The sequence below is a fragment of the Variovorax sp. WDL1 genome (assembly GCF_001541225.1).
Lineage (GTDB): Bacteria > Pseudomonadota > Gammaproteobacteria > Burkholderiales > Burkholderiaceae_C > Variovorax.
On sequence record NZ_LMTS01000025.1, the window covers coordinates 149373 to 172146 of the forward strand.

General features: G+C 62.5%; 29 protein-coding genes. 11 read left to right on the plus strand and 18 right to left on the minus strand.

Going from position 1 to position 22774, the window contains the following annotated elements; genetic code table 11:
- Positions 1-936: hypothetical protein (locus tag APY03_RS42315; RefSeq protein WP_198161208.1), on the minus strand; the 936-nt coding region annotated here is incomplete at its 3' end.
- 463 nt (positions 937-1399) lie between these two features.
- On the opposite strand from APY03_RS42315, the gene APY03_RS02995 reads away from it, so the two are divergent.
- Positions 1400-1891, plus strand: a complete 492-nt coding sequence (locus tag APY03_RS02995) for a hypothetical protein (RefSeq protein ID WP_068673730.1) — start codon at positions 1400-1402, stop codon at positions 1889-1891.
- Between the two features lie 119 nt (positions 1892-2010).
- On the opposite strand, the gene APY03_RS03000 is transcribed toward APY03_RS02995, so the two are convergent.
- From APY03_RS03000 to APY03_RS03030, 8 genes are all read right to left on the minus strand, one after another.
- Entirely contained in the window at positions 2011-3090 is a 1080-nt protein-coding gene (locus APY03_RS03000; protein ID WP_068673733.1) for a hypothetical protein, read from the minus strand.
- Positions 3091-3230: 140 nt separating this feature from the next.
- Positions 3231-4196 carry a hypothetical protein gene (locus APY03_RS03005; protein ID WP_068673735.1) on the minus strand — a complete coding sequence of 322 codons (966 nt, stop codon included), beginning with the start codon at positions 4194-4196 and terminating at the stop codon, positions 3231-3233.
- Between the two features lie 79 nt (positions 4197-4275).
- The gene (locus APY03_RS41165; RefSeq protein ID WP_146039466.1) at positions 4276-4593 is read right to left on the minus strand and encodes a hypothetical protein; all 318 of its coding nucleotides are present in this window, start codon (positions 4591-4593) and stop codon (positions 4276-4278) included.
- Positions 4586-4906: a hypothetical protein gene (locus APY03_RS03010; protein WP_068673737.1), complete on the minus strand. Its 321-nt coding sequence runs from the start codon at positions 4904-4906 to the stop codon at positions 4586-4588. Before APY03_RS03010 ends, APY03_RS41165 begins: the two co-directional genes overlap by 8 nt.
- Positions 4903-5502: an AAA family ATPase gene (locus tag APY03_RS03015; RefSeq protein ID WP_068673739.1), complete on the minus strand. Its 600-nt coding sequence runs from the start codon at positions 5500-5502 to the stop codon at positions 4903-4905. Before APY03_RS03015 ends, APY03_RS03010 begins: the two co-directional genes overlap by 4 nt.
- A gap of 42 nt (positions 5503-5544) precedes the next feature.
- A complete protein-coding gene (gene recD2, locus APY03_RS03020; protein WP_068673740.1) occupies positions 5545-7782 on the minus strand; it encodes an SF1B family DNA helicase RecD2 in 2238 nt (745 codons plus the stop codon).
- A 159-nt stretch (positions 7783-7941) separates the two neighbouring features.
- Positions 7942-8265: a YbaB/EbfC family nucleoid-associated protein gene (locus APY03_RS03025; RefSeq protein WP_068673742.1), complete on the minus strand. Its 324-nt coding sequence runs from the start codon at positions 8263-8265 to the stop codon at positions 7942-7944.
- 48 nt (positions 8266-8313) lie between these two features.
- Entirely contained in the window at positions 8314-9291 is a 978-nt protein-coding gene (locus tag APY03_RS03030; RefSeq protein WP_068673744.1) for a 5'-3' exonuclease H3TH domain-containing protein, read from the minus strand.
- A 168-nt stretch (positions 9292-9459) separates the two neighbouring features.
- On the opposite strand from APY03_RS03030, the gene APY03_RS03035 reads away from it, so the two are divergent.
- Both APY03_RS03035 and APY03_RS03040 read left to right on the plus strand, forming a co-directional pair.
- The gene (locus APY03_RS03035; RefSeq protein ID WP_068673747.1) at positions 9460-10077 is read left to right on the plus strand and encodes a hypothetical protein; all 618 of its coding nucleotides are present in this window, start codon (positions 9460-9462) and stop codon (positions 10075-10077) included.
- A gap of 38 nt (positions 10078-10115) precedes the next feature.
- A complete protein-coding gene (locus APY03_RS03040; protein ID WP_068673749.1) occupies positions 10116-10670 on the plus strand; it encodes a hypothetical protein in 555 nt (184 codons plus the stop codon).
- Positions 10671-10727: 57 nt separating this feature from the next.
- On the opposite strand, the gene APY03_RS03045 is transcribed toward APY03_RS03040, so the two are convergent.
- Positions 10728-11831 (minus strand): DUF7146 domain-containing protein, encoded by a 1104-nt coding sequence (locus APY03_RS03045; RefSeq protein WP_083944130.1) that lies wholly within the window; start codon positions 11829-11831, stop codon positions 10728-10730.
- A gap of 48 nt (positions 11832-11879) precedes the next feature.
- On the opposite strand from APY03_RS03045, the gene APY03_RS03050 reads away from it, so the two are divergent.
- From APY03_RS03050 to APY03_RS03060, 4 genes are all read left to right on the plus strand, one after another.
- Positions 11880-12308 carry a hypothetical protein gene (locus APY03_RS03050; RefSeq protein ID WP_068673753.1) on the plus strand — a complete coding sequence of 143 codons (429 nt, stop codon included), beginning with the start codon at positions 11880-11882 and terminating at the stop codon, positions 12306-12308.
- A gap of 132 nt (positions 12309-12440) precedes the next feature.
- The gene (locus APY03_RS41170; RefSeq protein WP_157103369.1) at positions 12441-12611 is read left to right on the plus strand and encodes a hypothetical protein; all 171 of its coding nucleotides are present in this window, start codon (positions 12441-12443) and stop codon (positions 12609-12611) included.
- Between the two features lie 247 nt (positions 12612-12858).
- Positions 12859-13512 carry a reverse transcriptase-like protein gene (locus tag APY03_RS03055; RefSeq protein WP_162487229.1) on the plus strand — a complete coding sequence of 218 codons (654 nt, stop codon included), beginning with the start codon at positions 12859-12861 and terminating at the stop codon, positions 13510-13512.
- Between the two features lie 70 nt (positions 13513-13582).
- On the plus strand, positions 13583-14626 hold the full coding sequence (locus APY03_RS03060) for a hypothetical protein (protein ID WP_068673757.1): 1044 nt from the start codon (positions 13583-13585) through the stop codon (positions 14624-14626).
- On the opposite strand, the gene APY03_RS03065 is transcribed toward APY03_RS03060, so the two are convergent.
- Complete coding sequence (locus tag APY03_RS03065) at positions 14589-14987, minus strand: hypothetical protein (RefSeq protein ID WP_068673759.1); 399 nt, start codon at positions 14985-14987, stop codon at positions 14589-14591. The genes APY03_RS03060 and APY03_RS03065 overlap by 38 nt on opposite strands.
- 134 nt (positions 14988-15121) lie before the next feature.
- Here APY03_RS03065 and APY03_RS03070 point away from each other — a divergent pair, with 134 nt between their 5' ends.
- The gene (locus APY03_RS03070; protein ID WP_068673761.1) at positions 15122-15364 is read left to right on the plus strand and encodes a hypothetical protein; all 243 of its coding nucleotides are present in this window, start codon (positions 15122-15124) and stop codon (positions 15362-15364) included.
- Between the two features lie 66 nt (positions 15365-15430).
- Here the strand turns inward: APY03_RS03070 and APY03_RS03075 are convergent, their stop codons facing one another.
- Positions 15431-15616 carry a DUF3606 domain-containing protein gene (locus APY03_RS03075; RefSeq protein ID WP_068673763.1) on the minus strand — a complete coding sequence of 62 codons (186 nt, stop codon included), beginning with the start codon at positions 15614-15616 and terminating at the stop codon, positions 15431-15433.
- 162 nt (positions 15617-15778) lie between these two features.
- Between APY03_RS03075 and ligD the strand changes: the two genes are divergently transcribed.
- Positions 15779-17758: a DNA ligase D gene (gene ligD, locus APY03_RS03080; RefSeq protein ID WP_083944131.1), complete on the plus strand. Its 1980-nt coding sequence runs from the start codon at positions 15779-15781 to the stop codon at positions 17756-17758.
- Between the two features lie 9 nt (positions 17759-17767).
- Here ligD and APY03_RS03085 read toward each other — a convergent pair whose 3' ends face one another.
- Genes APY03_RS03085 through APY03_RS03105 form a run of 5 tightly spaced genes read right to left on the minus strand, consistent with a single transcriptional unit; the run spans position 17768 to position 20352 of the window.
- Complete coding sequence (locus tag APY03_RS03085) at positions 17768-18136, minus strand: ExbD/TolR family protein (RefSeq protein WP_068673767.1); 369 nt, start codon at positions 18134-18136, stop codon at positions 17768-17770.
- The gene (locus APY03_RS03090; protein ID WP_068673769.1) at positions 18133-18492 is read right to left on the minus strand and encodes a hypothetical protein; all 360 of its coding nucleotides are present in this window, start codon (positions 18490-18492) and stop codon (positions 18133-18135) included. The genes APY03_RS03085 and APY03_RS03090 overlap by 4 nt, the downstream gene beginning before the upstream one ends.
- Positions 18493-18494: 2 nt before the next feature.
- Positions 18495-18935, minus strand: a complete 441-nt coding sequence (locus tag APY03_RS03095; RefSeq protein WP_068673771.1) for a MotA/TolQ/ExbB proton channel family protein — start codon at positions 18933-18935, stop codon at positions 18495-18497.
- An 18-nt stretch (positions 18936-18953) separates the two neighbouring features.
- Positions 18954-19700, minus strand: a complete 747-nt coding sequence (locus APY03_RS03100; protein ID WP_068673773.1) for a hypothetical protein — start codon at positions 19698-19700, stop codon at positions 18954-18956.
- 7 nt (positions 19701-19707) lie between these two features.
- Complete coding sequence (locus APY03_RS03105; RefSeq protein WP_068673775.1) at positions 19708-20352, minus strand: hypothetical protein; 645 nt, start codon at positions 20350-20352, stop codon at positions 19708-19710.
- A gap of 81 nt (positions 20353-20433) precedes the next feature.
- On the opposite strand from APY03_RS03105, the gene APY03_RS03110 reads away from it, so the two are divergent.
- Entirely contained in the window at positions 20434-20859 is a 426-nt protein-coding gene (locus APY03_RS03110; protein ID WP_068673777.1) for an HAD domain-containing protein, read from the plus strand.
- Positions 20860-20917: 58 nt separating this feature from the next.
- Here the strand turns inward: APY03_RS03110 and APY03_RS03115 are convergent, their stop codons facing one another.
- Positions 20918-21916: a 3'-5' exonuclease gene (locus tag APY03_RS03115; RefSeq protein WP_083944132.1), complete on the minus strand. Its 999-nt coding sequence runs from the start codon at positions 21914-21916 to the stop codon at positions 20918-20920.
- Between the two features lie 217 nt (positions 21917-22133).
- Between APY03_RS03115 and APY03_RS03120 the strand changes: the two genes are divergently transcribed.
- Complete coding sequence (locus tag APY03_RS03120; protein WP_068673778.1) at positions 22134-22763, plus strand: hypothetical protein; 630 nt, start codon at positions 22134-22136, stop codon at positions 22761-22763.
- The last annotated feature ends 11 nt before the right edge of the window (positions 22764-22774 follow it).

The window sequence follows — 22774 nt, forward strand, 5'->3', positions numbered from 1 at the left end:
GTCCGGCTTCTTCGTCATCCCGACCTCGGCTTGGCGACAGGCCGCGACGTAGTGGTGGGCGTCGTAATCCTTCGCCGGGAAGTTGGGGTGCATCGACTGCATCACGCTCACCAAGCCCTTCACCCAACCGCCTAGCGCGCCCCAGATGTAGACGGCGTCGCCGTACGCGGGCTTGTCGCTCCCCGCAGCACGAACGTTCTCGACCTTGCGGCGGAACGAAACGCTCGTGCGCATCACGTGGCCCTGGACGAAGGCAAAGTCCACGGTCCTGCCTGCCTCGCAGGCGGCTGCAATCTCACGACCCTCGGCGCTGTCCGCAAAGCGCGCGACCGTGGCGTCCGCGTCGTCGTACTTCGTGATGGGTCGGTCGTTGTCGTCGGTCGCCTCGAACTCACGCATGAGCGTTCCGGTCCGGGCTGCACCGCCGTCGATGCGCCACGTGTAGAGGACGAAGGGGTTTCCGTCCTTCTTGCTCGCGCCCAACTCGGTGAACTCGACGCCGGTGTACGTCTCCTGGTCGTCTTCTGCTACGCCCTTCGCCGTCTCGATGCCGCGGCGGCGTTTGCGGTTGATGTCCACGTCAAACGGCGTGACCATGTTGCGGTCGTCGCCCAAAGCCGCGCCCAGGAACGCAAGGGCCATCTCCCAGTCCATGTCGGAGGTCATCGAGAGGGATTCCTTGGCCGCAAGCTGCTCCGCGGTGAGGAGCATGACCTTCGCTCCATCCGCAAACAGGCGGGTATAGCCCTCCGCGATTCGAAGCGCGGGATAGTCTTTCGACGAGAGCAGGTAGAAGCCCGACGACGAGAAAAGGGGTTTGCCCTCCTCCTGTTTCTGAACTTTCGTCGGCTTGTTGTTCTCCTTCTCGAACACCGGCGACAGTGCGTCGGCCGCCACCGCGTAAACCTTGCCGCCCAGCAGCTTGTTGAAGTCCATCCCGCCTCGGCCGTGACGTTGAGCGACCACGACCTGGCGGCCGTCGGCCATGAAAGCCGTGAGTCGATGCATCTGGTTTTCGTTGGGCGCAAGCTGGGCGTCAAGGCCCTTGGTAGGCTTCTCGCCTCGAAGGATGGCGCTCTGCACCAGGAGGTCGAACTTCTTGCTGGGAGTCGGGAGCGACGTGTTCATGGAACTCTCTGTCGATGGCTCTTGCTGGCGATGAGACGCGGAAGAGCCGGATTGAAGGATACCGCCCTAGAGGGCGTTCGACGTATAGCCACCTGCCCCTGCTCGCGCGCCTGAATTGGCGAGCCAAAAAGCTAAATCCCATCCGTCGGTGCGTTGCATTTTAGCATACGTTCCTCTAAACTCTAAAGCGTTTGTGCTCACTATTTTCAACTGCCAGTGGGCCGTTCGGTCGCTATACCGGTGCAGGACAACATTCAACGAAAACTTTACGATGAACACATTTCTGTCTCCAGGCACCTTCCTCATACTGGCGACGGTGTTGGCTGTTATCGCGGCGACCGGTGAAATGGTTGGCGGTGACCGCATGGCCTCCGTTCACTCCCGGTATGAGCTCGCAAGCCGGCTGCTTCGGCTACAGTGGTACCCCGCCGTCGCGTTGTGGGGGGCTAGTGCGGCATGTTGCGGCTACCAGGCATCGGGCCACACAACGGTCGTGATGCTGGTCGGCCTGCTCTTCATCTACTTGAGGGGCGGCCGCGCCGTCTTCACACGCCCCAGCCTGCAGGTATTCCGGCGCCTCGTTTTGCCGACGCTGGTCACGTGCATCACTGTGGCTTACGCAGCGGCAAGCGGCTTCCCTTTCAACCACCATGGATTCGTCGCGTTCGAGGTCCTTACAGGCCTGTTCGGCGCCGGCGTGGTGCGCGAGTCAGCGGCTTATCGCGAGCCAGACCTCGAAATGCGCACGTCCCTGTTCGGCTAGACCCTTTCTCCTCTTCTCCCCTTTTCAACGACGCCGGTGCTCAACCGGCGTCGCCTTTTCTGGCCTAGGCAAAGAAAAAGCGCCCGACGGAGGGGTCGGACGCTTCGAAGAACGAGTTTTCAGGCGGCAGCGGCCATGGCCTTGCGAGCAATCAACACGGCGAGCTTCTCCTGCTCGATGCGGTGCTTGATTGCAGGTCCGGCTAGCCCTTGGGCCAAGCCCTGGAAGTCAATGTTCCTGAGTGCATCGCAAGACGCGCGAAAGCCGTCGGCACCGAACGTGTGCATCAACTGCAACGCTTGCACCGTAGCTTCCACCCGTTGCGGGCGGCGCAGCACGTCGAGCCCCTCGAGCAACGCCAGTTGGCGCTGGGCGACTAGGCTGTCGAATTGGCGAAGCTCGGCCTGCTCGGCACGCTGCACGCAAAGCGCCAAGTCCGTCACGTCTTTTGGCAGCTTGCCCGAAACCTGGTCGCTGTCGAGCCGGAAGGCGCATGCGAAGCGAACCTCGAGGGCTGCCTCGCTGGCTACCGCGCGCCGAAGCGATTCCACGTAGTCCGGCCGGACGCTGATGCCTTTGAGCGCATTCGGGCCACTTAGAAGCCCGAGCCCAAGCAAAGTCGTCACCATGCAGTCGGGATGTGGCTCCATGAGGCCGCGCTTGAGTTCCGCCCAGATTCGCTCGAACGGCAGTTCCGCCAGGTCGCCTGCGGCGACCATCCCATGCATCGTCATGAGCAGGCTGTTCTCGATACACCAATCGGGGCCGAACCGAGCCTGGAATCGTGCCACGCGCAGCACACGCAGGGGGTCTTCCAGGAAGGCGCCCGACGTGTGGCGAAGTACCTTCATCTCAAGGTCGCGTTTGCCCCCAAAGGGGTCGATGAGGTCGCCCCCGAGCGCCATCGCCATCGAATTGATGGTCAGGTCTCGACGGCTCAAGTCCTGCTCGAGCGTCACGTTCTCAGTAGAGACCGTGAAGCCCGTGTGGCCGGCTGCCGTCTTGCGCTCCACGCGCGCGAGCGCGTATTCATCCTGCGTCAGGGGGTGCAAAAAGACCGGAAAGTCCTTGCCGACGGGGCGAAATCCACAGTCGAGCATGTACTCGGCGGTCGCGCCGACCACCACATAGTCGCGGTCCTTGGGAGTAAGGCCGAGCAAGAGGTCGCGCACTGCGCCTCCAACGAGAAAGGTCTGCATGTCTGCTCCAGTTATTGTCCTGACACGTGTAGCCAGGGTCGGAGCAAAGGCCTAGAACTGCTGAGGTTTTTGAGCGCCCCGAGGCCGCAGCCGTGGCGCTGTCGTCGGGAGATGCGCGGCTTTTTTGTGCTTAAACGGAGCTAGTCGGCCTTGGTGCCGTCCACGTACGGGATGCCTAGCTGGCTTGCAGGCGCAGCTGCAATCTGCCGAACATCCGCCGGTGTTTCCTCAGGGAAAAGGAACTCTTTGGTTATCCGCGCTTTGAAGTTCGTTAAACGCAGGGTCGGGGCGTCGAACTTCAGCACCCAATCGTTGGAGGCCTCCGGGCGGTCGGTCACCAGCTCGCGCACGGCCTTGCGAAAGTGCATCCCGCGCACGAAGGAGAACAGGTTCGCCCAATCCACCGGAGGCAACAGAAAGGGGGTTTTGGCGCCCGGAGAGCCAAGGTCAAAATGGGATTCAAACCGGTGCTTTATCCCGGATAGCGCGAGCGTCGGCGCGCGAGGCGCAAGTTCGTTACGTACGAAGCTCTGGGCACTTTCAACTTCCACGGCGACAACGAACGGAAGCACGAAGGCGGACCACGCCTCAGCAGGTGCCACGTCACCCAGGTGGAAGGCGTCAGCCCATTTGTCACTGAAAAGTTGCAATAGGCCGGAGCGAATAGCCTTAGGCCGTAGCTTGTAGAAGCTTTCGACGGGGCTCGCCTCCGGCATGACGGTCACGTTGTGGGTCTGGTCAGCCCACAGGGTTGAAAGGCTGGACTCCAACCCTTCGATGGCCCTCGCCCACTGGTCGACCTGAAAGTCGAAGCCGGGCGGCAGCAGCACGCCGATGCCGCCGAGAATCAATCGCCAGCTGTCTGTGGCCGCCGGGACGTTTTCCTCGGCTGAGACCGTCCGGATAACGCGCTGGAGATACTGTGCAAGAATCACATTTTCTGAGCGCGCCTTCAACACGACATAGGCGAGGTCGCGGTCGTTGACAACAAAGTCTTCGACGCACTCTGCAAGCAGAGCGAATGCGTCCTGGCGCCCACCTTCGGGGCCCGGGCTGAGCCCTAGTCGGGCCAGTTGCAGTAGTTCCGAAGCGGATATTTGGCTCAAATATGTTACCTAGCAAGCGAACACTCTAAACGGGCAGTACCCGGCAACTCAACTTAACCTGAGATTATCGCCGCCGCGGCTATGCGACAAACCGCGAGACGAAAATAAGCCACGCAGGCACCCAAGCTGAGAGGGACGCCGGCGCTTTTTCGGCCCAACTAGCGATACCTTGAAAGCATAAATAAACATAGGCCATGTGTAACGCAACCAGTCCAAATAGACGGGTCCGAAACTGAAGGCAGGTGAGCGCAGTGTTGGACAGTAGCCACAGTACAAATCCTGCGGCGTTGGTCTGGTTGATTAGGTAGTTGCCCCATAGTCCGCCGACCACGCCCACCAGTTGCAGGAAGTTTTCGAGTGAAAAGAGCCGCTCTAGGAGCGGCTTTTTGTCAGACAAGGCGGATACCTCGGATGTCATATTCGGATTGCATGCGCTCATGTGCATAGTGTTTTAGCCAAACGTCTAAGGCTTGCTCAGGGGTGTCAAACCTGGCCCGGGCGAGAAACGCGGCATCTCGGCTCGAGCTCGACGGCTCGTACTCGAAGATGGCGTCCTTGTTCAGACAGCCGCCCCAGGGCGTTCGGACGGCCCAACGGTCCGGCTGAGCGCTCTTTCGTCTGGTGCAGCGCTCCAGCGTGGCCCAGGTCGACCCGTCCCCGTCGACAGCCAACAGGTAGGTCATGACCAAGAGCGGCTTATGTTCCGTCATGCAGAGGTCTCCAGCCCAAAGGCGGCAAACTCTGGCACCGGCGGCTGGCCAATGTTCAAACTGCTCACAACGCGCCACGGCGCCAGCATGTCGACAGGAAGCTCCGTGTAGGGGATGTTCTTCCGTGCCAGGAAGGCTCGCATCTGTCGCTCCACTTCTAGCGCTTCGGCGCGACCCTGCGTCCGCCCGCGTTCCTCGAAATGGCCCGCTTCCAGGTCGCGGGTAACGAAGAAGTTGATGTTTTCAAAGGCTTCCGATGCCTCGTCGACGAGGGGTTCAAAACTGCCAAAGTACTTGCTCGGGGCATAGAACTGGCAGAGCTGCAACGGGCTGTCCGTCACCCCAAACTCGTAACCCGAGCGCTCGATGACGAACTGCTTGTGATGTTGCTTGGCAAACAGGTAGACCTGTTCCTCGGTCAACTGCCACTTTCGCCCGGATAGAACCAGATACTTCGCATACTCGCTCACGAGTTCCACGCTGCAGTGCTGGGCCTTCATCAGCCAGAAGATGCCGGCAGCGACGGAGCTTTTGCCCACTCCTGGTGCGCCAAAGAGGTTGATGATTTTGAGCTTGCCGCTTCGCTTGGAGGTCATGGATTTCCGGGCTGGTAGTTGCCCTCGGTATAGCCAGCTAACTTATGCAGCAAGCGCTTCTTCTCGCCGCATCTCTGCGGGCAGCCCCTTCATGAGACATTCCTTTAGGCGCGTCCAACGCTCATCCTTCTGAGCGCGCTCCACCGCCAGCTTCATGGCCATTGGCTGGCCGACGACCACGCACAACTTCCGTGCTCGGGTCACGCCGGTGTACACGAGGTTACGTCGAAGCATCATGTAGTGGCTGGTATCGAGCGGCATGATGACCACCGGAAACTCCGAGCCTTGGCTCTTGTGGATGGTGAACGCGTAGGCAAGCGCCAGCTCGTCCAGGTCCTGGAATCTATAGACGACCGGAACCGCGTCGAACTCCACCATGACGGTTCGGGTCTGGGCATCGACGTCTGAGATGTAGCCGATATCGCCATTGAAGACGTTCTTGTCGTAGTTGTTGCGCAGCTGCATGACCTTGTCGCCAGTGCACCACTTGGTCCCGTTGAACTCGACCTGCTTTTCAGGCATCGGGTTCAGGAATGCCTGCAACTGAACGTTCAGGGCCAGCACGCCGAGCTTGCCGCGCCGCATTGGCGCCAGAATCTGGACGTCACGGATAGGGTCGTAGCCGAGCTTGTACATGTCGCGGGCAAGGCGAAGGATTTCCTTCTCGATGTCCGAGCGCGCCTTCTCCTTGTCGGTTTCACTCTTCGGGTCCCGCGGCATGATGCTCGAGAAGTGGAAGTCCGAGTCCTGGAGATAGCTCAGTTCCGGCATGTCGCCACGGTTGATGGCGTGCGCGTTCCGGATGATTTGGCTCTTCGCGGCCTGGCGGAATACCTGGCGCAGCATCACCGTGGGCAGCACGCCCGAGTCGATGATGTCGCCCAGCACCTTGCCCGGACCCACGGAAGGCAGCTGGTCGACGTCGCCGATGATGATGAGGCGCGTGTGCGGCGCGAGCGCGCGGATGATGGACAGGAACATGTAGATGTCCACCATCGAAGATTCGTCGACCACGAGGACGTCCGCATCGAGCGGATTCTTCTCGTTGAACTTGAACGTACCGTCCCGCTGGACTTCCAGCGTGCGGTGCACCGTCTGGCCGGGGAAACCCGTGGCTTCGGCCGCGCGCTTGGCTGCCTTGCCGGTGGGCGCGCACAGCTGCAGCGGGCTCATGCCGGCCGCCTGGAGACACTCCATAACGACCCGGGTGATGGTCGTCTTGCCGGTACCGGGACCCCCTGTGATGACGCATACCTGAGACAGCAGCGCCGCACGAACCGCATCGCGCTGAGCGTCCTCCAGCGTGATGTGCATGTCCATCTCGACGGAGAGGATGGAGACGTCGATGTCCTTGACCGTATGGGCCAGCGGACGCTTGGCGTGCTTCAGGAGTAGGTCCGCCACCGCCTTCTCGGCCTTGTAGGTTCGCGGGGAGAACAGGCACTCCACCCCGCCTGAGAAATCGCGAATCAGGCTCTCGGATTCAACCTCCTGCTCGAAGCAGGTGCTGAGAACGTCGTAGTCCACACCCAGGAGTTCGCTCGCCTTCTCGCGAACGACTTCCACCGGCAGACCGCAACTGCCCTGCCCCTCGGCCTCGCGCAGGACGTAGTGCACGCCGGCACGGATGCGGTACTCGCTGTTCCGCGGAATCCCTTGCTTGAAGGCTGCTTCGTCGGCCGTTCTGAACCCGATGCCCCAGATGTCCTGACAGAGGATGTACGGGTTCGCCTTGATTTTCTCGACCGCCGAGGCGCCGTACTTGTCGAGGATGCGCTTTGCTCGCAGGGTAGACAGGCCCGCCTTGTGCAGGAAAACCATGATTTCGCGCGTCGCCTTCTGCTCGGCGTACGACTCGATGAGGGAGTCGATGCGCTTTTTGCCGATGCCTTTGACGCCCTTCAGGCGTTCCGGGTGGTTCTCGATGACGTCAAAAACGTCTTCCCCGAACGCGTCGACCAGCTTCTGGGCGAACCCCTTGCCGATGCCGGGGATGGCATTGGACATGTACTTGACGATGCCTTCGAGCATCGTGGGCTGCGAAAGGGTTACCTCCACCGCCTTGAACTGCGGGCCCCATTTCGAGCTTCCCCAGGCCCCGCGCACGCTGATGAGCTCGCCCACGTTGATGACAGGGGCGGTACCGAGCACCGTGCGCTCGCCCTTTCCCGGCACATCGACTTTTGCGACGAAATAGCCGTTCTCGGGGTTCACGTACGTGAGGATTTTGACCACACCGCTCAGTTGCTCGGTGGGCTGGGAAGAAGAAGGACTGGCCATCGAACCTTAAAACGCCGGCATGCGCCAATGCATTTTACGTAGAGTTTAGTCTTTAGTAAAGGGGATGGGTTTATAACGCAGTTCCGGCGCTCCCCTTTTCGTTCAGGCAAATGAAGAAGCCCGCCGAAGCGGGCCTTCAAAGGACTTCTAGCCCTTGGTTTAGCCCAGGCCTGGAACCTTCATGCCAAAGGGAATCAGGCCGGCGGCCAGGCTGCCCAGCTTGGCCTTCGACGCTTCTTCCTTCCTCGCATTGGCATTGGCCACAGCCACCACGACCAGGTCGCCCAGGGTCTCGAGGTCTTCGCTCTTCAGGCTGGCGTCATAGTTCACGCGCTTGAGCTCGCCGGCGCCGGTGATGGTCACGGTGACCAGGTTGTTGGCTGCGGTGCCTTCGAAGGTCATCGCGGCAATTTCGGCTTGAGCGGCTTCCATGCGCTTTTGCATTTGGGAAAGTTTGCTCAGCAAGCCGGGCATTTGTTTCATGTGTGCTCCAAGGGGCAAGTAATGGGTGATACGGTCTAGTCCAGCCGTTTATCTTTTCGCGGTCCAGCTAAAGTGGATGTTGGAGATGGCGCGTTGAACCGAAAGTACATCGGCCTTCTCCAGCTCTTTGGACAGGGGGCGACCCCAGTAGCTCCAGTTGGTCAGGTAGTCTGCAAAGCCCAGTTCGTCGAAGAGCCCTGCGAGCTCCATTTCGTCGAGTTGGCCGACCGTAGTTCGGATGTCCGAGCCTTGGAGCACCGGGCCGGCCGATAGGTCGACCAGCTTGACGTTGCGGCGGACGCTCTCACGCACGTCCGCGTCGGTCAGGCCCTGGTAGTACTTCGCTTCCGCGCCGAAGGTGAGCAGGTCCTCCGCCGCGGTGAGCGCGGCCTCCAGACTTCCGTATTTCGCGAGAAGCGCCGCCGCCCGCTTGAGGCCCACGTCTTCGACGCCAGGAATGTCGTCGGTCGTGTCCCCGGCCATCGCCTTTGCGTGGGCGTAGAGCTGGGGCGAACTCACGCCGGTTGCCTTGAAGAACCCATCCAGCTCGATGACTTGCGTCAACTTCTTGGCGTTCACCCAGCGCACCCGGTTTGCCACGAGGCTCAGCCAGTCCGTGTCCGAGGTCGACAGGTCGACCAGATGCCCCTGCGCCGCCAGCTGTCCCGCAAGGCCAAATGCCAGGTCGTCCGCTTCCGCGCCAGGATGCAGAAGCTGAATCACGGGGAAGTAGTTCAACGCACGTTGGATGAGCGGCCGCTGCGGCTCGTAGGTCTCGCGCGCCTCGCGCTGCTCAGGCGTCTTGTGCCGCGAGCTTTTGTACGCCGGCAGGAGGTCGTAGCGCCACTGCGCCCTGCCGTCCCACAGGAGAAGGTTCACTACGCCCTGCGAGAAGTGCAGGCGGGAGCGCACGTGCTCCAGGAAGCCACGAACTGCGTGCGTGCGCTGGTTGTCGTGGCCTGCTTTCTTCCCGATGAAATACTGGGCAAAGCCCAGCGCGTTGGCGTCAATGAGACGGACTTGCATTGGCTGGTAGCGGTTGAGGGGACCTGGCCTGTAGTCACGGGCTTTAGCCGCGCGGCTGTGCTTGGCGCTTTCCGCCCAGGGCGCCCGGGAGCCCCGCGGGGAAGTCCATTTTGTTGCAGCCTGGTTTACGCTGTTGCATTCTGTTCGGCCTGGTGTAAGCTGTGCGCGATGCCCAGCCCTACCACCATACTCAACGACGCCCTGGCCGCCGCCCCGAAGGAGGGGCTTGAGCTCTACTTGGAAGCTATCGAAGCGCTCCGAGAGAAGGGTCACACCTGGCGCGAAATCGCTTCGTTCCTTACAGAGCGAGGGGTGCCTACCGACCACTCGAAGGTGTTCCGACTGGCGACCCGCCGTGAAAAGGTCGAGGCCGAGGTGATGAGGTTCGAGGTTCCCAGCGCGGACCGCTATGCCTCAGCCCTCCTCCAGCTCGAACAGGAAGGGGGCGTCAGCGCAATGGGCCGAGCCATGCTTGAGAGGCACTTCCGGGCGCACAACCGGACGGTCACCTTCACGGAGCTCGGCAATGCTGCCGCCCAGGTCAAGGAGGGAGCACGGACGAGTAAGTCGTACCGGTTGGCCAACGTGCTCTATGGCAAGCTTGCTCGCAAGCTGGGGGAGTCGCTGAAGATGAGCTTTGCCCCGAATCCCGGAAGCTCCGAGCCGTTCTACAGCAGTGCAATCGGTCTGGCCAACCCCATGCAGCCCAAGGGCGGGGAGTTTCAGCTGGTGATGCACCACGAACTGGCGAAGGCGTTCGACCTGCTCGGCTGGTTCAGGCCCTGATAGCCTGACAGAAGAAGTTTTTTACAGAGGAGCTACGCATGAACGAGACCGCAAAGAGTGACGAGGTGGGACCCTACAGGCTCGTTGCGTTGCTCTACGAGGGCGAGTATTTCGGCGTGGTGTACACCAACGGAGCCAAAGCGCTCACAGTCAAGGGCGCCAACCTGGACGATTGTTTCGCGCAGGTACAGGCCTGGACGTCCCAGCGCTTGGCTGAGAAGGCTCGAGCACGCAACGGACTGGTCCCGGAAGTAGGCGAGCTCACCGCCGCGTTCCGCCGCATCGAACCGCGCGTGCATGATGGTCAGCTAGCCATGCTGCGAGCGCACGTGAAGGCAAAGGACCGCCGGATAACCGCGACCGAGCTTGCCGCTGCCGCTGAATACAAGGGCCACGAGGCAGCGAATCTTCACTATGGGCGATTGGGCTGGCTGCTGTACGGCGAGGTGCCGACGGACCTGCCAGAGAGCCCCCGAGAGGGCTTGCCGGTTTACACCTTTGCGCTTGCGGACGGCGAGCGACAGGGCGCCGAGTGGGTATGGACGTTGCGCCCCGAGGTGGCTGCAGCAGCAGTGGCTGCCGGCCTGGCCTGAAGCGCTCCCGCGCCTGGCAAAGAAAGAGCTCCCGGGAGGGAGCTCTTGAAGAATGGATTAAGCGGCCTTGCGGTACTCCGGCGGCGGAGACCACTTCTGCCATCGAGGTGGGTAGCCTTCCAGTCCGGCCGTCAGCATGACGTCGAGCCAGTCGACGCCCTTGACGCCCTCAGGAATCGGGCCCTGCGGAATGCAGATTTCGACTTCCTTGCCTTCGGTGCGCAGACGGGCCGACAGCTTCTCTGCAGCCTTGATGCCGCGACCGCTGCGGTCCAGGTCAGCCCAGATGACGACCTTCCTGACGGACGCCGGGATTTCGACCGATTCCATCAACGTGGCCGACACACAGGCCCACACAGGCATGCGCGAGATGGCGTGAGCTGCCAGTGCGGTCTCAATGCCTTCGGCGACTCCCAGCACTTCGCCTGCTTGGAACAACTTGATGGCTGCCCCGGGCAGAGGATGGCAGGCGGACATCATCTTCTTGGCTTCGGGCACGTTGGCCTTGCCGCCTGTCGGACTGACGAAAATTCGATGCAGCGAAGCGATGCGCCCTTGGCTGTCCTTGATGGGGGCCAGGAGACAGGGATGCCAACCGGTGATGGCCTTCGCAACCTTGTCGTAGTACGGCATACGCGGATGCGCACGCAGCGTGTTTGGCATATTCTGCAACCAGATGCCTCGCGCGGCGAGGTACTTCTCCGCCGGCGTGTCCTTCAGGGTCGTGGAGGCCATCCAGGTTTGCCGGATGCGGCCATACGCCTTTCGGGGGTCGACGAGGTCGGGAATTTTCGGAGGCGGCGGGCGACGGACCACGACGGGTGCCGCGGCTTCGCCTTCCAGGAGTTGGGCGACTTCACGGACTGCGTCCTTGTACGAGATACCTCGCACCCATGCGACCATGGCGAACCCGTTCGCTTGGGGGCCGCACGTGTTGCAGTAGCCGCCGCCAGTCTTCGGGTAGTCCTTGAACAACCGAAAACCATCCGTGCCCCCGTGGATAGGGCACGACACGTGGTGCGGCGCCTTGTCCATTGCGTCGGCCAGCTCAGGAGCCAGCTCTTGGAGGATGTACGGCCAGTCGCCGTCGGCTTTCGCCTTGAGCTCTTGGAAGGTTTTGTATCGGCGTTCGTTCATTGGATTGAGGGTATGAATGCTCATCGCTAAAGATTTCAGTTGACCTGACTTCTATAGCGAGCCTTGCACATCATGTTGAAAACCCATAAAGCGAATGCCCGGGAAACCGCCTTCACCGCCTGCACCTTCCATTTCTTCTGGCTCGGCCACCGCGATTGGCTGATGGAATGCATCTACGGCCCCGCGCCTGGCGCGGCCGCGGCAAAGTCAGGAAGCCCCACCGCCGCGTCGCTGTGGTGGCTGGTCCTCACCATTCCTGCCTTCATCCTCCTCGCTGCCGCCATGGTGCCCTTCCTGGCGCCCACCCTGGTGGCAGGGATGACTGCAGCTGGGAGCTCGGCCGTGGCCGACGTGAGCATGGGGCTCGGTGTCCTGAGCGGCCTGGCGGTCGCGGTCGGCGTTCCCTTTCTCCTGGCGCGGCGCTTCCTGCGGTTTGCGGGTCACTGCTGCGAGCGGGGCCAGTCCATCGAGCGGGGGGAACGCCGCCGCGCGGGCCCCTGAATCAACGCTTCTGCCTGATAGGGAAACAAAGGTGCCGAGCGAAAGAACACCACAGGCCGCGCCTGGCCCCGCGCCCCTGTTTGGACGCCATTGCTATAGGGCTGAGTTCAACTACGTTTTCCGAGGCCCCCTATGCAACTGCAAATCAGGCTCACCCAAGCCCAAGTCCGCGACGCCGCCATGCGTGAACAAGGTCTCTCTCCCAAGACCATGTCCATGAAGCCTGGTGTTCGCGTTGAACGCAACCGTAAGGCCCTGCACAAGCGCGGCTACGCCAAGCACAAGGCTCACGCTTTCGCCTGAGCTTCTTCCTAAGAGCACCTCCTGGTGCTCTTTTTCTTTTGGACGCCTCGGACGCCTGGCTATACGAGAGGGGCGCAACGCCCTGCCCTTTCTCTCATCCACAAGGATTGCCATGGCGCGGCTCCCACGCGCGCTTCAAGCCCACTCACTTGCCCAGCTCCTCGGCAAGCTACATCGTTTCAAGGACTTCGACCAGGCCCATGTCTGGTCAGCCTACCGTGCCTGCCGACGCACAGCCCGGCGAGGCATGACGGAATTCAGTGTCGAGCAGCTCACCACTGACCTGTACGAACGCATCACGGGGGGCAGGCCCTATGACGCCGTGGTGCTGGGCGCGAAGCTCGCCCAGGCCTTCACGCTGATTCAACTGCGACAAGCTGGTGCCACCGGCCGCCACCAACGCGCGCTGGCCAAGGAAGGCTTCCACCTGGTGCGAATGCAGCTGCGAGAACGGCTGGGCATGCGCTCGGCCGAAAATGTCCCATCTGTGCGCTTTGGTTCGCCCGACGCCGAGCCTGCACATCTTGCGTGGAGCGACGGCGCCGTGCGCGGCGGTCGCGCGGCGGCCGCTTACCTCGTGCACGGCGCCGTCGGAACGCCAGCGCTCCAGGCAGCTCAGGCGTCGCACACCACCAACGCACTGGAAGCAGAACTGGAGGCGGCACTGCTGTGCCTGGACGCCATGCTTGCCGCGGGCATCCGCAGGGCCCGCCTGCACGTCGATGCGCTCGGCGTGCTGCGTGCCTTCCAGGGCAAGCTTGCTCTCAAGTTTTGCGTACTGGAGGCGCAGCTGCTCAGAATGGCCGGGAAATTCCAGCACCTCGAGGTGCGGCTGGTCCCGCGTGCGTTCAACGACGACGCGGACCGCCTCGCGGCGGCGTTGCTCGCTGGAGAGGCCTAAACCGGATTGACGATTTTAAACTATCGACTTAAAATGCACGTCGCAGTTAGTCCATCAGAAAGAAAAACCAATGCGTTCGTCCCGCCCCGAGTTCCTGTACCACCTCGATGAAGCCGCAACGGCGCGCAACGGGGGACGACAGATGGGAGCAATCAAGGCCTGCTACGACGCGCTGCACACGGAAATGCTTCACTCGGCAGACCGGTTTGACGGTTTGGTCGAGAAGGCCCTGGAGGCGAGCAAGGGCGACCTGCGCAAGTTGCGCACGCTGGAATTCTGCACCAGCGCCATCTACGACAAGATTCCTTTGCCGGCAGAGGATGGCAGCTTCCCCGAGTTCCTGTGGCTGTTTGCGGTGCCCTTCACGGTGACCTTCGCCCCCGAGGCGCTCGCGCAGCATGTGTCCTTCAAGGGCCAGGTTATCGACGCTCAGGCGCTCATCAGCGAACTGGACGCTATCGGCTACTGCAACCCCCATGGCATCCTGCGCGCGTCGACCAAGCTCTTCAAGCGGGAGGACCTCCAAGTGATGGGACCCAGAAAACTCGGGCAAATGGTCCTCCAGGCCGAGCAAAGCGGTGAAGACCGGCTCGAGCCCTTGCCGCTCATGCTGGATTCCGAGTTGGACGCCTATCGAAGCGTGACCATGTTCATGCTGGTTTCCTGCCGCTTGCCTGTGGGCACCACGTCTCTGTTCAACCGCAACGTGCCGTGGCCGGCCGAGACCTTTGCGCGTGTCGTGCAGGCATCCATGGTGTCGCAAGGTGTCCAAGTGGAGTCGGTGGTGAGCCACATTCCACACACGATTACCGAGATGCACCTTCGCTGCAATGGCCCGGCCCTCGCGGAGCTGCAGGCCAATCTCGGCAACGGCCGCAAGGCCTACGGAAATGTGGAGGTCGGCGTGCGCTTCGACGTTTCGGGCTACGCAGAGATTGTCGGCAAGCTGCCCGACGAAGACGACGGGCACATCATCCTCATTCCGCCTTTCACCTACTTCGAGGCGGATTCCGAACTGCTTCGAGTGGTCGAGGGGATGTGCGCTGGCATCGGCCTGCCGTTCGCGGGCGGCAGATTCAGCTCACGACACGCGGTGGCTGGAGCTCTCCACTGAGCTGAGTCAGTACTTCAGGCGTGACCGGTTCCCAGCGGCCGCGCCTGTAGCCGGTCGGGGTGAGCTCCATGTGGACTTCGTTCCATTCGGCTGAGAACGTCACCACCCCGTTCGACCAAAGCGGCCGCTCATGCACGAAATGCAGGTGCGGCCCCAGCCGCTGCTGCCCGCGGACGATGAGTTCGAGGTAGTACTGCGTTGCAACGCTCTCGAAGTTCGCGCGCAGCGCGCCACGGAACGGGCTCTCCCCCTCTTCCCTGAACACGACGTACGGCAGGTGGCCGTCTACAAGGGCGCGGCGCACAAGCACAGGAACGCCGTCGTTGGAGCCGAGGGAAAAGACGCGGCGGTGAAAGAGCATGGGCTTCCTGGTGAACGGGGCGCGAGTTTAAACGGCCGCCGAAGCTGTTTCAAGTGGGTCGCTATAGGTCTTGTCTGAAGTACTTCCCCTTCAGTCACCCCTAGGACCACTGTCAACATCTGAGGAGCGACCCCATGAGCCACGCCATTGCCAAATTCCCGTTTGCCAACAACAACGCTCGCCAACCCGAGCCGTTCCTGAAGGAAATCGCCAAAGAAGGCGACTTTTTCGACAAGCTTCGTCTTTCGAGCCAACGTGAACTCTTCGCGCTGCGCACGAACCTCGAAAACAAGGTACGCGAGTTCGGGGATGTTCGCAACCCTCTGCTCGACATGTGCCGCATGCGTCTGACGCAGCTGCGCGCACACCTCTCCTGAGGTGATTCTGCTGGCCGCTCAAACCTTCTGGTTTGAGCGGCTTCTTTTTTGGGAGCGCAAATCCGGCTAGCCGCCCTTCCCCTTTAGGTGCCGCTCCACGTCCTGGGCCATGGGGCCCACGGCCTTCACGGCTTCCTTCAGCTGCTCGGGGCTCACCCCAAACTTGGCGGACCAGTCCCGAAGCTCATAGTCCTCGTTCACGTTTATTCGGATGCGGTCCTGTCCGCCAGCCTTCGTCTTGTCGTCAGCCATCTTTTGCCTCCAGTGTGCGGGCACGCTGCCCGCTGCTCATGGTGGCCGCCCGCCGTGCGCGTGCCGCCGGCCAAAGACCAACTCGGTTGAAGGCGCGGTCCGACGGGGACGCGAGCAACAGGAGTGAACCCGGGGCACCTCGCAGGGTAGAAAATCCCCGGAATGCCCGCCGCCCGCAAAACCAGGCCTCAGCCGGCCCGGCCGCCAATCGAAGGCGCGGTTGCCTCCGAGCTTCCGCCCTCGCTGGCGCCACAGTTGGCTACCCTCGCAGCTCGCATTCCCCCGGGGGCTTACTGGGGCTACTCCATCAAGCTCGACGGTTACCGGATGATGGCGCGCGTCGAAAACGGCAGGGCAAGACTTTTCACGAGGGGTGGTCACGACTGGAGCGCCAAAATGCCGGCCCTCATCGCAGAGCTGGATGCAATGAACATCGGGAGCGCCTGGCTGGACGGCGAAGTCGTCAGTTTGAACGCTCAGGGCACCCCGGATTTCAACGCCCTCCAGAACTCCTTTGACCGAGGCGCAAAGTCCGCCAACCTGGTGTACTTCGTGTTCGAGCTGCCGTTCTTGAACGGGTGGGACTTCCGAGCGTCGCGCCACGAGGACCGATACATGGCCTTGGCCGCTTTGTTCGAGACGAACGAACAGGAGCACGTGCGGCTTTGCTCGAACCTACCCGGCGACCCTTACTCAATCCTCGCATCGGCATGCGGCCTTGGACTGGAGGGCCTCATAGCGAAGCGCCTGGACTCCCCGTATGTTTCGGCCCGGACTGATACCTGGCTGAAGCTGAAATGCAAGCTGCGCCAGGAATTCATCATTGCCGGCTTTATACCCAGGACGGATGCCGCCTCTCAGGTTGGCAAGCTGCTCCTTGGCGTCTACGGCCCCGACGGTACTTTCAAGTCTGCCGGAGGCGTGGGAACGGGCTGGTCGGCCAACGAGGCAGTGAAACTTCGGGCCCGACTAAACAAGCTGGTGACGTCCAAGGTTCCATTTGTCGGCGGCGTGCCCAAGCCAGACCGCTGGTCCAAGAACTCGTCCAACGAAAAGGTCATCTGGGTGAGCCCGGAGCTGGTCGCCGAGGTCGAGTTCGCCGAATGGACGCCCGGCGGGCAAATCCGGCACGCGTCCTATCGCGGGCTGCGGGACGACAAGCCCGCTCGAGAGGTCGTCCGGGAGCCGTTGAAGGGCGCCGCGAATTCGCCCAATGCCGCGGGGAGCGCGTCAAAGGCGGCCACGGTGCGGGGTGGCCCGGTCAGCCATCCCGGCCGAATCATCGACCCTGTGACAGGGCTCACCAAGCGGGACTTGGTCCTGCACTACGAACGCGTTTCACGTTGGATGCTGCCCCACCTGGTAGACCGGCCCTGCTCATTCCTTCGAGGGCCGGAAGGGGTAACTGGAGAACTATTTTTTCAGAAGCATGCCGATACAGCGGCAGTCCGGGGGCTGACCCTCCTCGAGTCAAGCTTGTGGCCAGGCCATGCCCCATTGATGGTCGTTAACAGCGAGGCAGCGTTGTGGAGCGCTGGACGCGCAAATGTCATCGAGCTTCACACCTGGAATTCACGAAGCGGCCATATCGACCGGCCAGACCAGATGGTCTTCGACCTCGACCCCGGTGAGGGGACGAGCTGGGAGCACGTGCAGGAGGACGCGTCCTTGGTTCGGCTGATGCTTCAGGAGCTGGGGCTGAAAAGCTGGCTGAAAACAAGTGGCGGGAAAGGCTTGCACCTCCTCGTGCCCCTCGCCCCGGTCCATGAGGTCGCTGTTGTCAAGGGTTTCTCCCAAGCCATCGTCGAGCACCTTGCTCGCGCGATTCCCTCGCGTTTCGTGAGCAAGAGTGGCCCGTCCAATCGCGTTGGCAGGCTCTTCGTCGACTACCTCCGGAACAATCGCGCGGCCACCACCGCAGCGGCTTTTTCGGCAAGGGCCCGGCCAGGATTGGGCGTCTCGATGACTGTGGACTGGGACGACCTGCCACTTCTGACGAGTGGCGCCCACTGGACGGTGGCAAACGCAGCGAACGAGCTATCAACGAGGACGAAGGACCCGTGGCGCGACTACTGGTCCACCCCGCAACTGCTTTCCGCTCCTATGGAACGGCTCGGCTTTAAGCCGCCGACGGCGAGGTAGGGCCATGTCTCATCGGGTCATGAGGGCGATGTCCTTTGGCGCGGCCGCCTGAAGCTCGGAAATCACCATTGCAATCTGCTCGTAGGTGGTTGCGCGGTCCACCGAGAGCTCCACTGAGACCGTGGGCGTGATGCGCGCCTTCAGCTGTTGCAACGTTGTGGGATTGCTGTCCAGCATCAGGCTGCCGTCTGCCTGAAGCGACACCGACAGGCTTTGCGCGACCGAGGGGGTCCCGCTCAGGCTCGTCTGAGGGAGGTCCACAGGGAGCTTCTTCACGAACATGGGCATCGCCAGCATCATGATGACAAGCAGGATGAGCAGCACGTCCACCAGGGGCGTGACGTTGATAGCGGCGAGCTGTTTGCGGTTTGCAGTCATTTGGCGGGGGTGAATTGAAGCCAGCCGTAGGTAGCGAGGAAGTGGCGAAGCTGGCCGCCGGCGGCACCCATCATGTCGATGGGCGCCTGAGCCGCAGCGATGGCTTGGGCGCAGGCATTCCACGACGTCAGCTTGCGCCGAGCTTCCAGCATCCACTGGCGGGCCAGGTCGTACCAACCGTCCTCATCCATTGCACCCAACTTGGCCAGCTCGGCGCCGCGGAGTCGGTGCAGGCGGCACCAGGCCTGCAGGGTCGCAACGACATCGCGCGCGGCGCCCTCCCCGGCCAAGCCGCAAAAGAAGTTCAGCTCATAGCCGGCAACGGTTACCGGAGGTAGAACGACGGTATCGGCCATGCTCACCGTGCCTCCCCTTTGGCGGCGCGCAGCAGGCGGTTGTGCAGCACCTGGATGCGGCGCTGCATCAGGTTGTAGGCGACAAGCGCGGGAACGGCCGCGCATAGCCCGACCAAGGTCGAGTTCAACGCGGTCGCGATGGGGCCGCTGATGAGCGTGATGTCGATGGCAGCCGAAGACAGGCGCGACAACGCCTGCATGATGTGCAGGACGGTACCTGCGAGGCCGACGAACGGCGCCGCGCTGGCCATCACAGCCAGCAGAGCCATGCCGTTTTCCAGCGTTTCAACGTGTTCATCGATGTCCGCCTTGTCACGACTTGCAGGCGTCTTGCCCGCCAAGCCTGGGCCATAGAGGATAGCGGCCTTGTAAATGATGACCGCGAACGTCAAGGCGACAAGTACATACAGAAGGTAGTCGATGGAGGCGGCGAGGTGTTGCATGAATTTTCCGGATTGGTTTTAGGGAAGGGTCTTCAGACGGTCTGTGTCCGGCACAAAGGGGATGCGCAGCTCAATCCAGCGCGTCTCGCCAGGGTTGAGCGGAGGTTGCAAGTTCGTCCAGGTCTGGCCGATGGACGCCCAGGCGACGGCGATATCGGAAAGTGGCTTGAATGAGCTGACAAGGATGTCGGAGTCGATGACGACGCCCTGGTCGTTCACGAGCAACCCGAGCACCAACACGTTGCCGCCCTGCTCTTCTGGATACACCTTGGCGCGCGGACCTTCTGGCAGGCTCTCTGGAGGCGCCTCAGGGGCTTCATCGAGAGCTGCTGCCATGGCCGGCAGATTGGGAAGGGCTGCATTCGGCGCGCCCTGCGGAAACGCCGGCTGAGACAGCGTGGGCAGGTCCGAGGACGGACTAACCACTGCGGGGGCGGAGGAAGCGTCCTCCGCGACCTTTTGCGGGGGCTTCGGGGCGGCCGGCCTGGGCTTCGGCTTCGGCTTCGCCTTGGGCTTCGGTGCCTCGACAGGCTTGTCCGATTTCAGCCTCAGCTCCTTTTCCGAACCGGGCCCCGCGGCGGTCGCTGGCGTGGCGGCAGCCACTGATGCCGCGGACGGCGCCTTCATAGTCACGCGCACGGGCGTCGGCGGCTTGGGCAGAATCAGCGCCACGCTGGGGGCCATGAAGTGCGCAAGCGCGAGCGACAGCGCGCCGCCGGCAACGCCAGAGCCCAGCTTGACCAAGTGGTCGCGCGTCAGCAGCACGGCCTGCTCAGCCTCGACGGCGACGCAGAAGCCACAGCAGCAGGATGGCGCCCAAGACGCCAAGGCCGCCGAGCTTGGCGAGCTGCTCGTTCGCTTTGAGGAAGGTCAAGTAGGCGTTGAGGTCGCGCCAATCAAAGCCGGCTTCGTCTTCCTCGGCGTCACGGTGTTTCGTCACGGTGAGCGTCCGCTCGTTCAACGGGTCCACTCCCGCCTCGGCCGCAGCCGCGAGCGTGGTGTAAACCTTGGCGGGCTCCCCTGGAATCAGGCCAGTTTGGCCAGCTGCCGCAGCGGCCGGTTGTCCGCCGCCAGGCTGGGCCACGGAAGCAGGCACCGGCACCGGCGCAGCAGCCGGGGTAGGCGTCGCCCCCGGCGCACTGACGGTGCCCGCAATCTGCGGCAGGCCCGCGGGTGCGGGGGCCGCGTCCAGAGGAGCAGGAGTGACCGGCGCCGTTGCCACGCGGGGCTGGGCGGACCGCGGGGTTGCCACGCTGCCGTCCAGGTTGGCGGCAAGGTCGGTCTGAATGGTGCCACGCTCAGGTACGCCCAGGGACTCCACCTTGAGCGTAAACGGCTTCCCATCAGCGTCGTTGGACGCGAAGGCGGGACTGGCGAAAAGGGCGGCCGACAGTGCGGCCAGGGCGACAACGCGCATTCGATGCTCCTGGATTTGCCTGAATCTAGGCATGTTGTTTAGCCACCTTTCGCCGGACAGACGCGCAGCGCTATAGGAGGAATGAACTGCACTCTCCTACTCGACTTCGATGGTGTCGTGCACCGCAACATGAATGGCACGTTTGAGCGCATGCCTCTGCTCGAAGCGTGGCTCCTCGCACGACCGAGCGTCGAGCTCGTGATTTCGTCGAGTTGGCGGCTCGAAAACTCCCTGGCGCAGCTTCGGGACTGTTTCGCAAGCGAGCTACTCCACCCCCGGGTCATCGGGGTGACTCCAGACCTGCCCGACGTCACTCGGTACCAGCGCCAAGTGGAGATTGAGCGCTACCTGCGCGAGAGCGGGCGCATCCGGGGGCCCTATGCTGCGCTGGACTACCACGGCAGCCTCTTCGCGCCCAGCTGCCCGTTCCTGGTCAGAACGGACCCCCGCATTGCCCTCACGGCCGAGCATCTGGACGAACTCGACCGAAGGCTGAGGCTGGGCTGAGGCCTTTCCAGTCACCTCCGAACAAGAAAAGGGCCGCGTGGAAGCGGCCCTTTTTCAATCAGCGGTACGCGCGCTCCATCGGAGTGCGCCGCGACGTAAAGCGGTTGTAAGCGTTGATGCGGTCGACCGGCATGCTGAGCCCCTTGCCATACAGGCATTCGGCCTTGAGCCAGTCGAGTTCAGCCGCGAAGTCCTCGACAGCCACGTCCATCGCCCAGGCCTTTTCGGCACCGGGTTCGTTCGCGGGGTCATGCCAGTGGTAGCCGCGCTTCTTGAGCAGGTCCTTGAAGTCGAAGTGCGCCCCGGTGGCCCAGATACGGCGCGCCTCGAGCTTGTAGGTCTCGAGAATCCGCTGCAGCGGGGTCTGGCCGTCGAAGCCGGCCATGGGCGTGTTCAGCACCTTCACCAGTGCCAGGCAGTCCACGGAGGCACGGTGACCTTCGAAGAAGAAGCCCAGGCACATCGCAATGTAGTCCAGCTTCGTGCCGGTGATGCCTCCGGCCTGCCAATCCACCTGCCTTTGAGAGCAGGCGAATGCTTTCGTCGTAAACACGGGGAAACGTCGCTCGAGAATCGTGCGGTCGAATTTCGCGTTGTGGCAGATGACCAGGTCAGCGTCCTTGACGAATGCGTCGACCTCCGCGTCGGAAATGCGCTTGCCGGCGACCATCTCGTCGGTGATGCCGTTGACCGCGGCCGCCTGGGCCGGAATCGCCCGGCCCGGGTCCTCGAGCTCGTTGAAGACGCGGGTCACGCCATAGATGTAGCCGATTTCACGGTCGTAGGCGACCTCGACCATGCCGAGCTCGATGATGTCGTCCGTCGTGTTGTCCGTTCCGGTGGTCTCTGTGTCGGCGACCACCAGGAAGCCGGCGCCCTCGGGGACCTCGGCCGGCGCAATTATCAGCTCGTCGACGTTCAGGGAGCGCAACACGCGAAAGAGCTGCGGGAACTTGTCGAGCACGGCCGCCAGAAGCGCCGGTTGCTCGTTTTCGGGGCTCTTCAGGATGTCCTGCAGAGTGGTGCTGACAGATTGCATGTTGGTGTCCTGCTTCATGGTTTCTGGTTAATTAGTTGGTCTTACTTTGTGTAGCGTCAGCTCGGAACCGTGAAATGCGTCACGGGGTTAGCCCGAGCGGATTGCAGGCGGATGTGAGGATGCTCACAACTGGGTAGCGAAAGCCGTTGGGATGGTTAGCGATGACTTTTAGACTTTCGGCACTGCGGGGAATAAGCCCCGCGACATCCAAAAAAAACCCACAACGGACCTCATCATGACCGCCATCGTGCTCGCCTTTCGCACCGAACTTCAACTGCCCTCTCCCTCTGCGCCCGGAAATCCGGACCTGGTGATGGTCCTGCCCGATTTCCCCAGTGAGCAGCAAGCCCTTGCCTGGTCAGAGATGGTGGTCGACTCGCTGGCCACCGAGCAAGGCCCGTTCACGGCCCAGGCCGCTCGGCGTCTGGCCAACCAGCAAGCTGGCGAGCTGACGGTCAACGAGGACGATGTAGCCGGCATTCTGGTTCGCGCAGTGGCAACCGTCCAGCGCCCGAGCGGACGAGTGGCGGGCGTCGCCCTGGTCCACCTGTCCATGCACGCCGAGCGGGTCACGACGCCGGAGGCCAGCTACGCCCGCCTGCGCGTTGGGCTGCCGGTGGTTCACACGGCGGGCCTGGCTGTCCAAACGGAGGTCCTGGAGGCGGCGCTCATGAATCTTCTAGACCAGGCGGAGGCAGCCGCAGATGCTCTGGTGCAAGAGGTTCGGCGTGAGGCCAGCGACTGCGTGGTATGGAATCTGCCGGTTCGTTTCGGCGATGGCGAACTGCTGCAGGAACTCAACCTCCGCCTCATCGAGCGCTTCTACGCTTCGAGCCTTGACGAGGAGACGATGCTGGCCGCCTAAGAGCGCGGTCC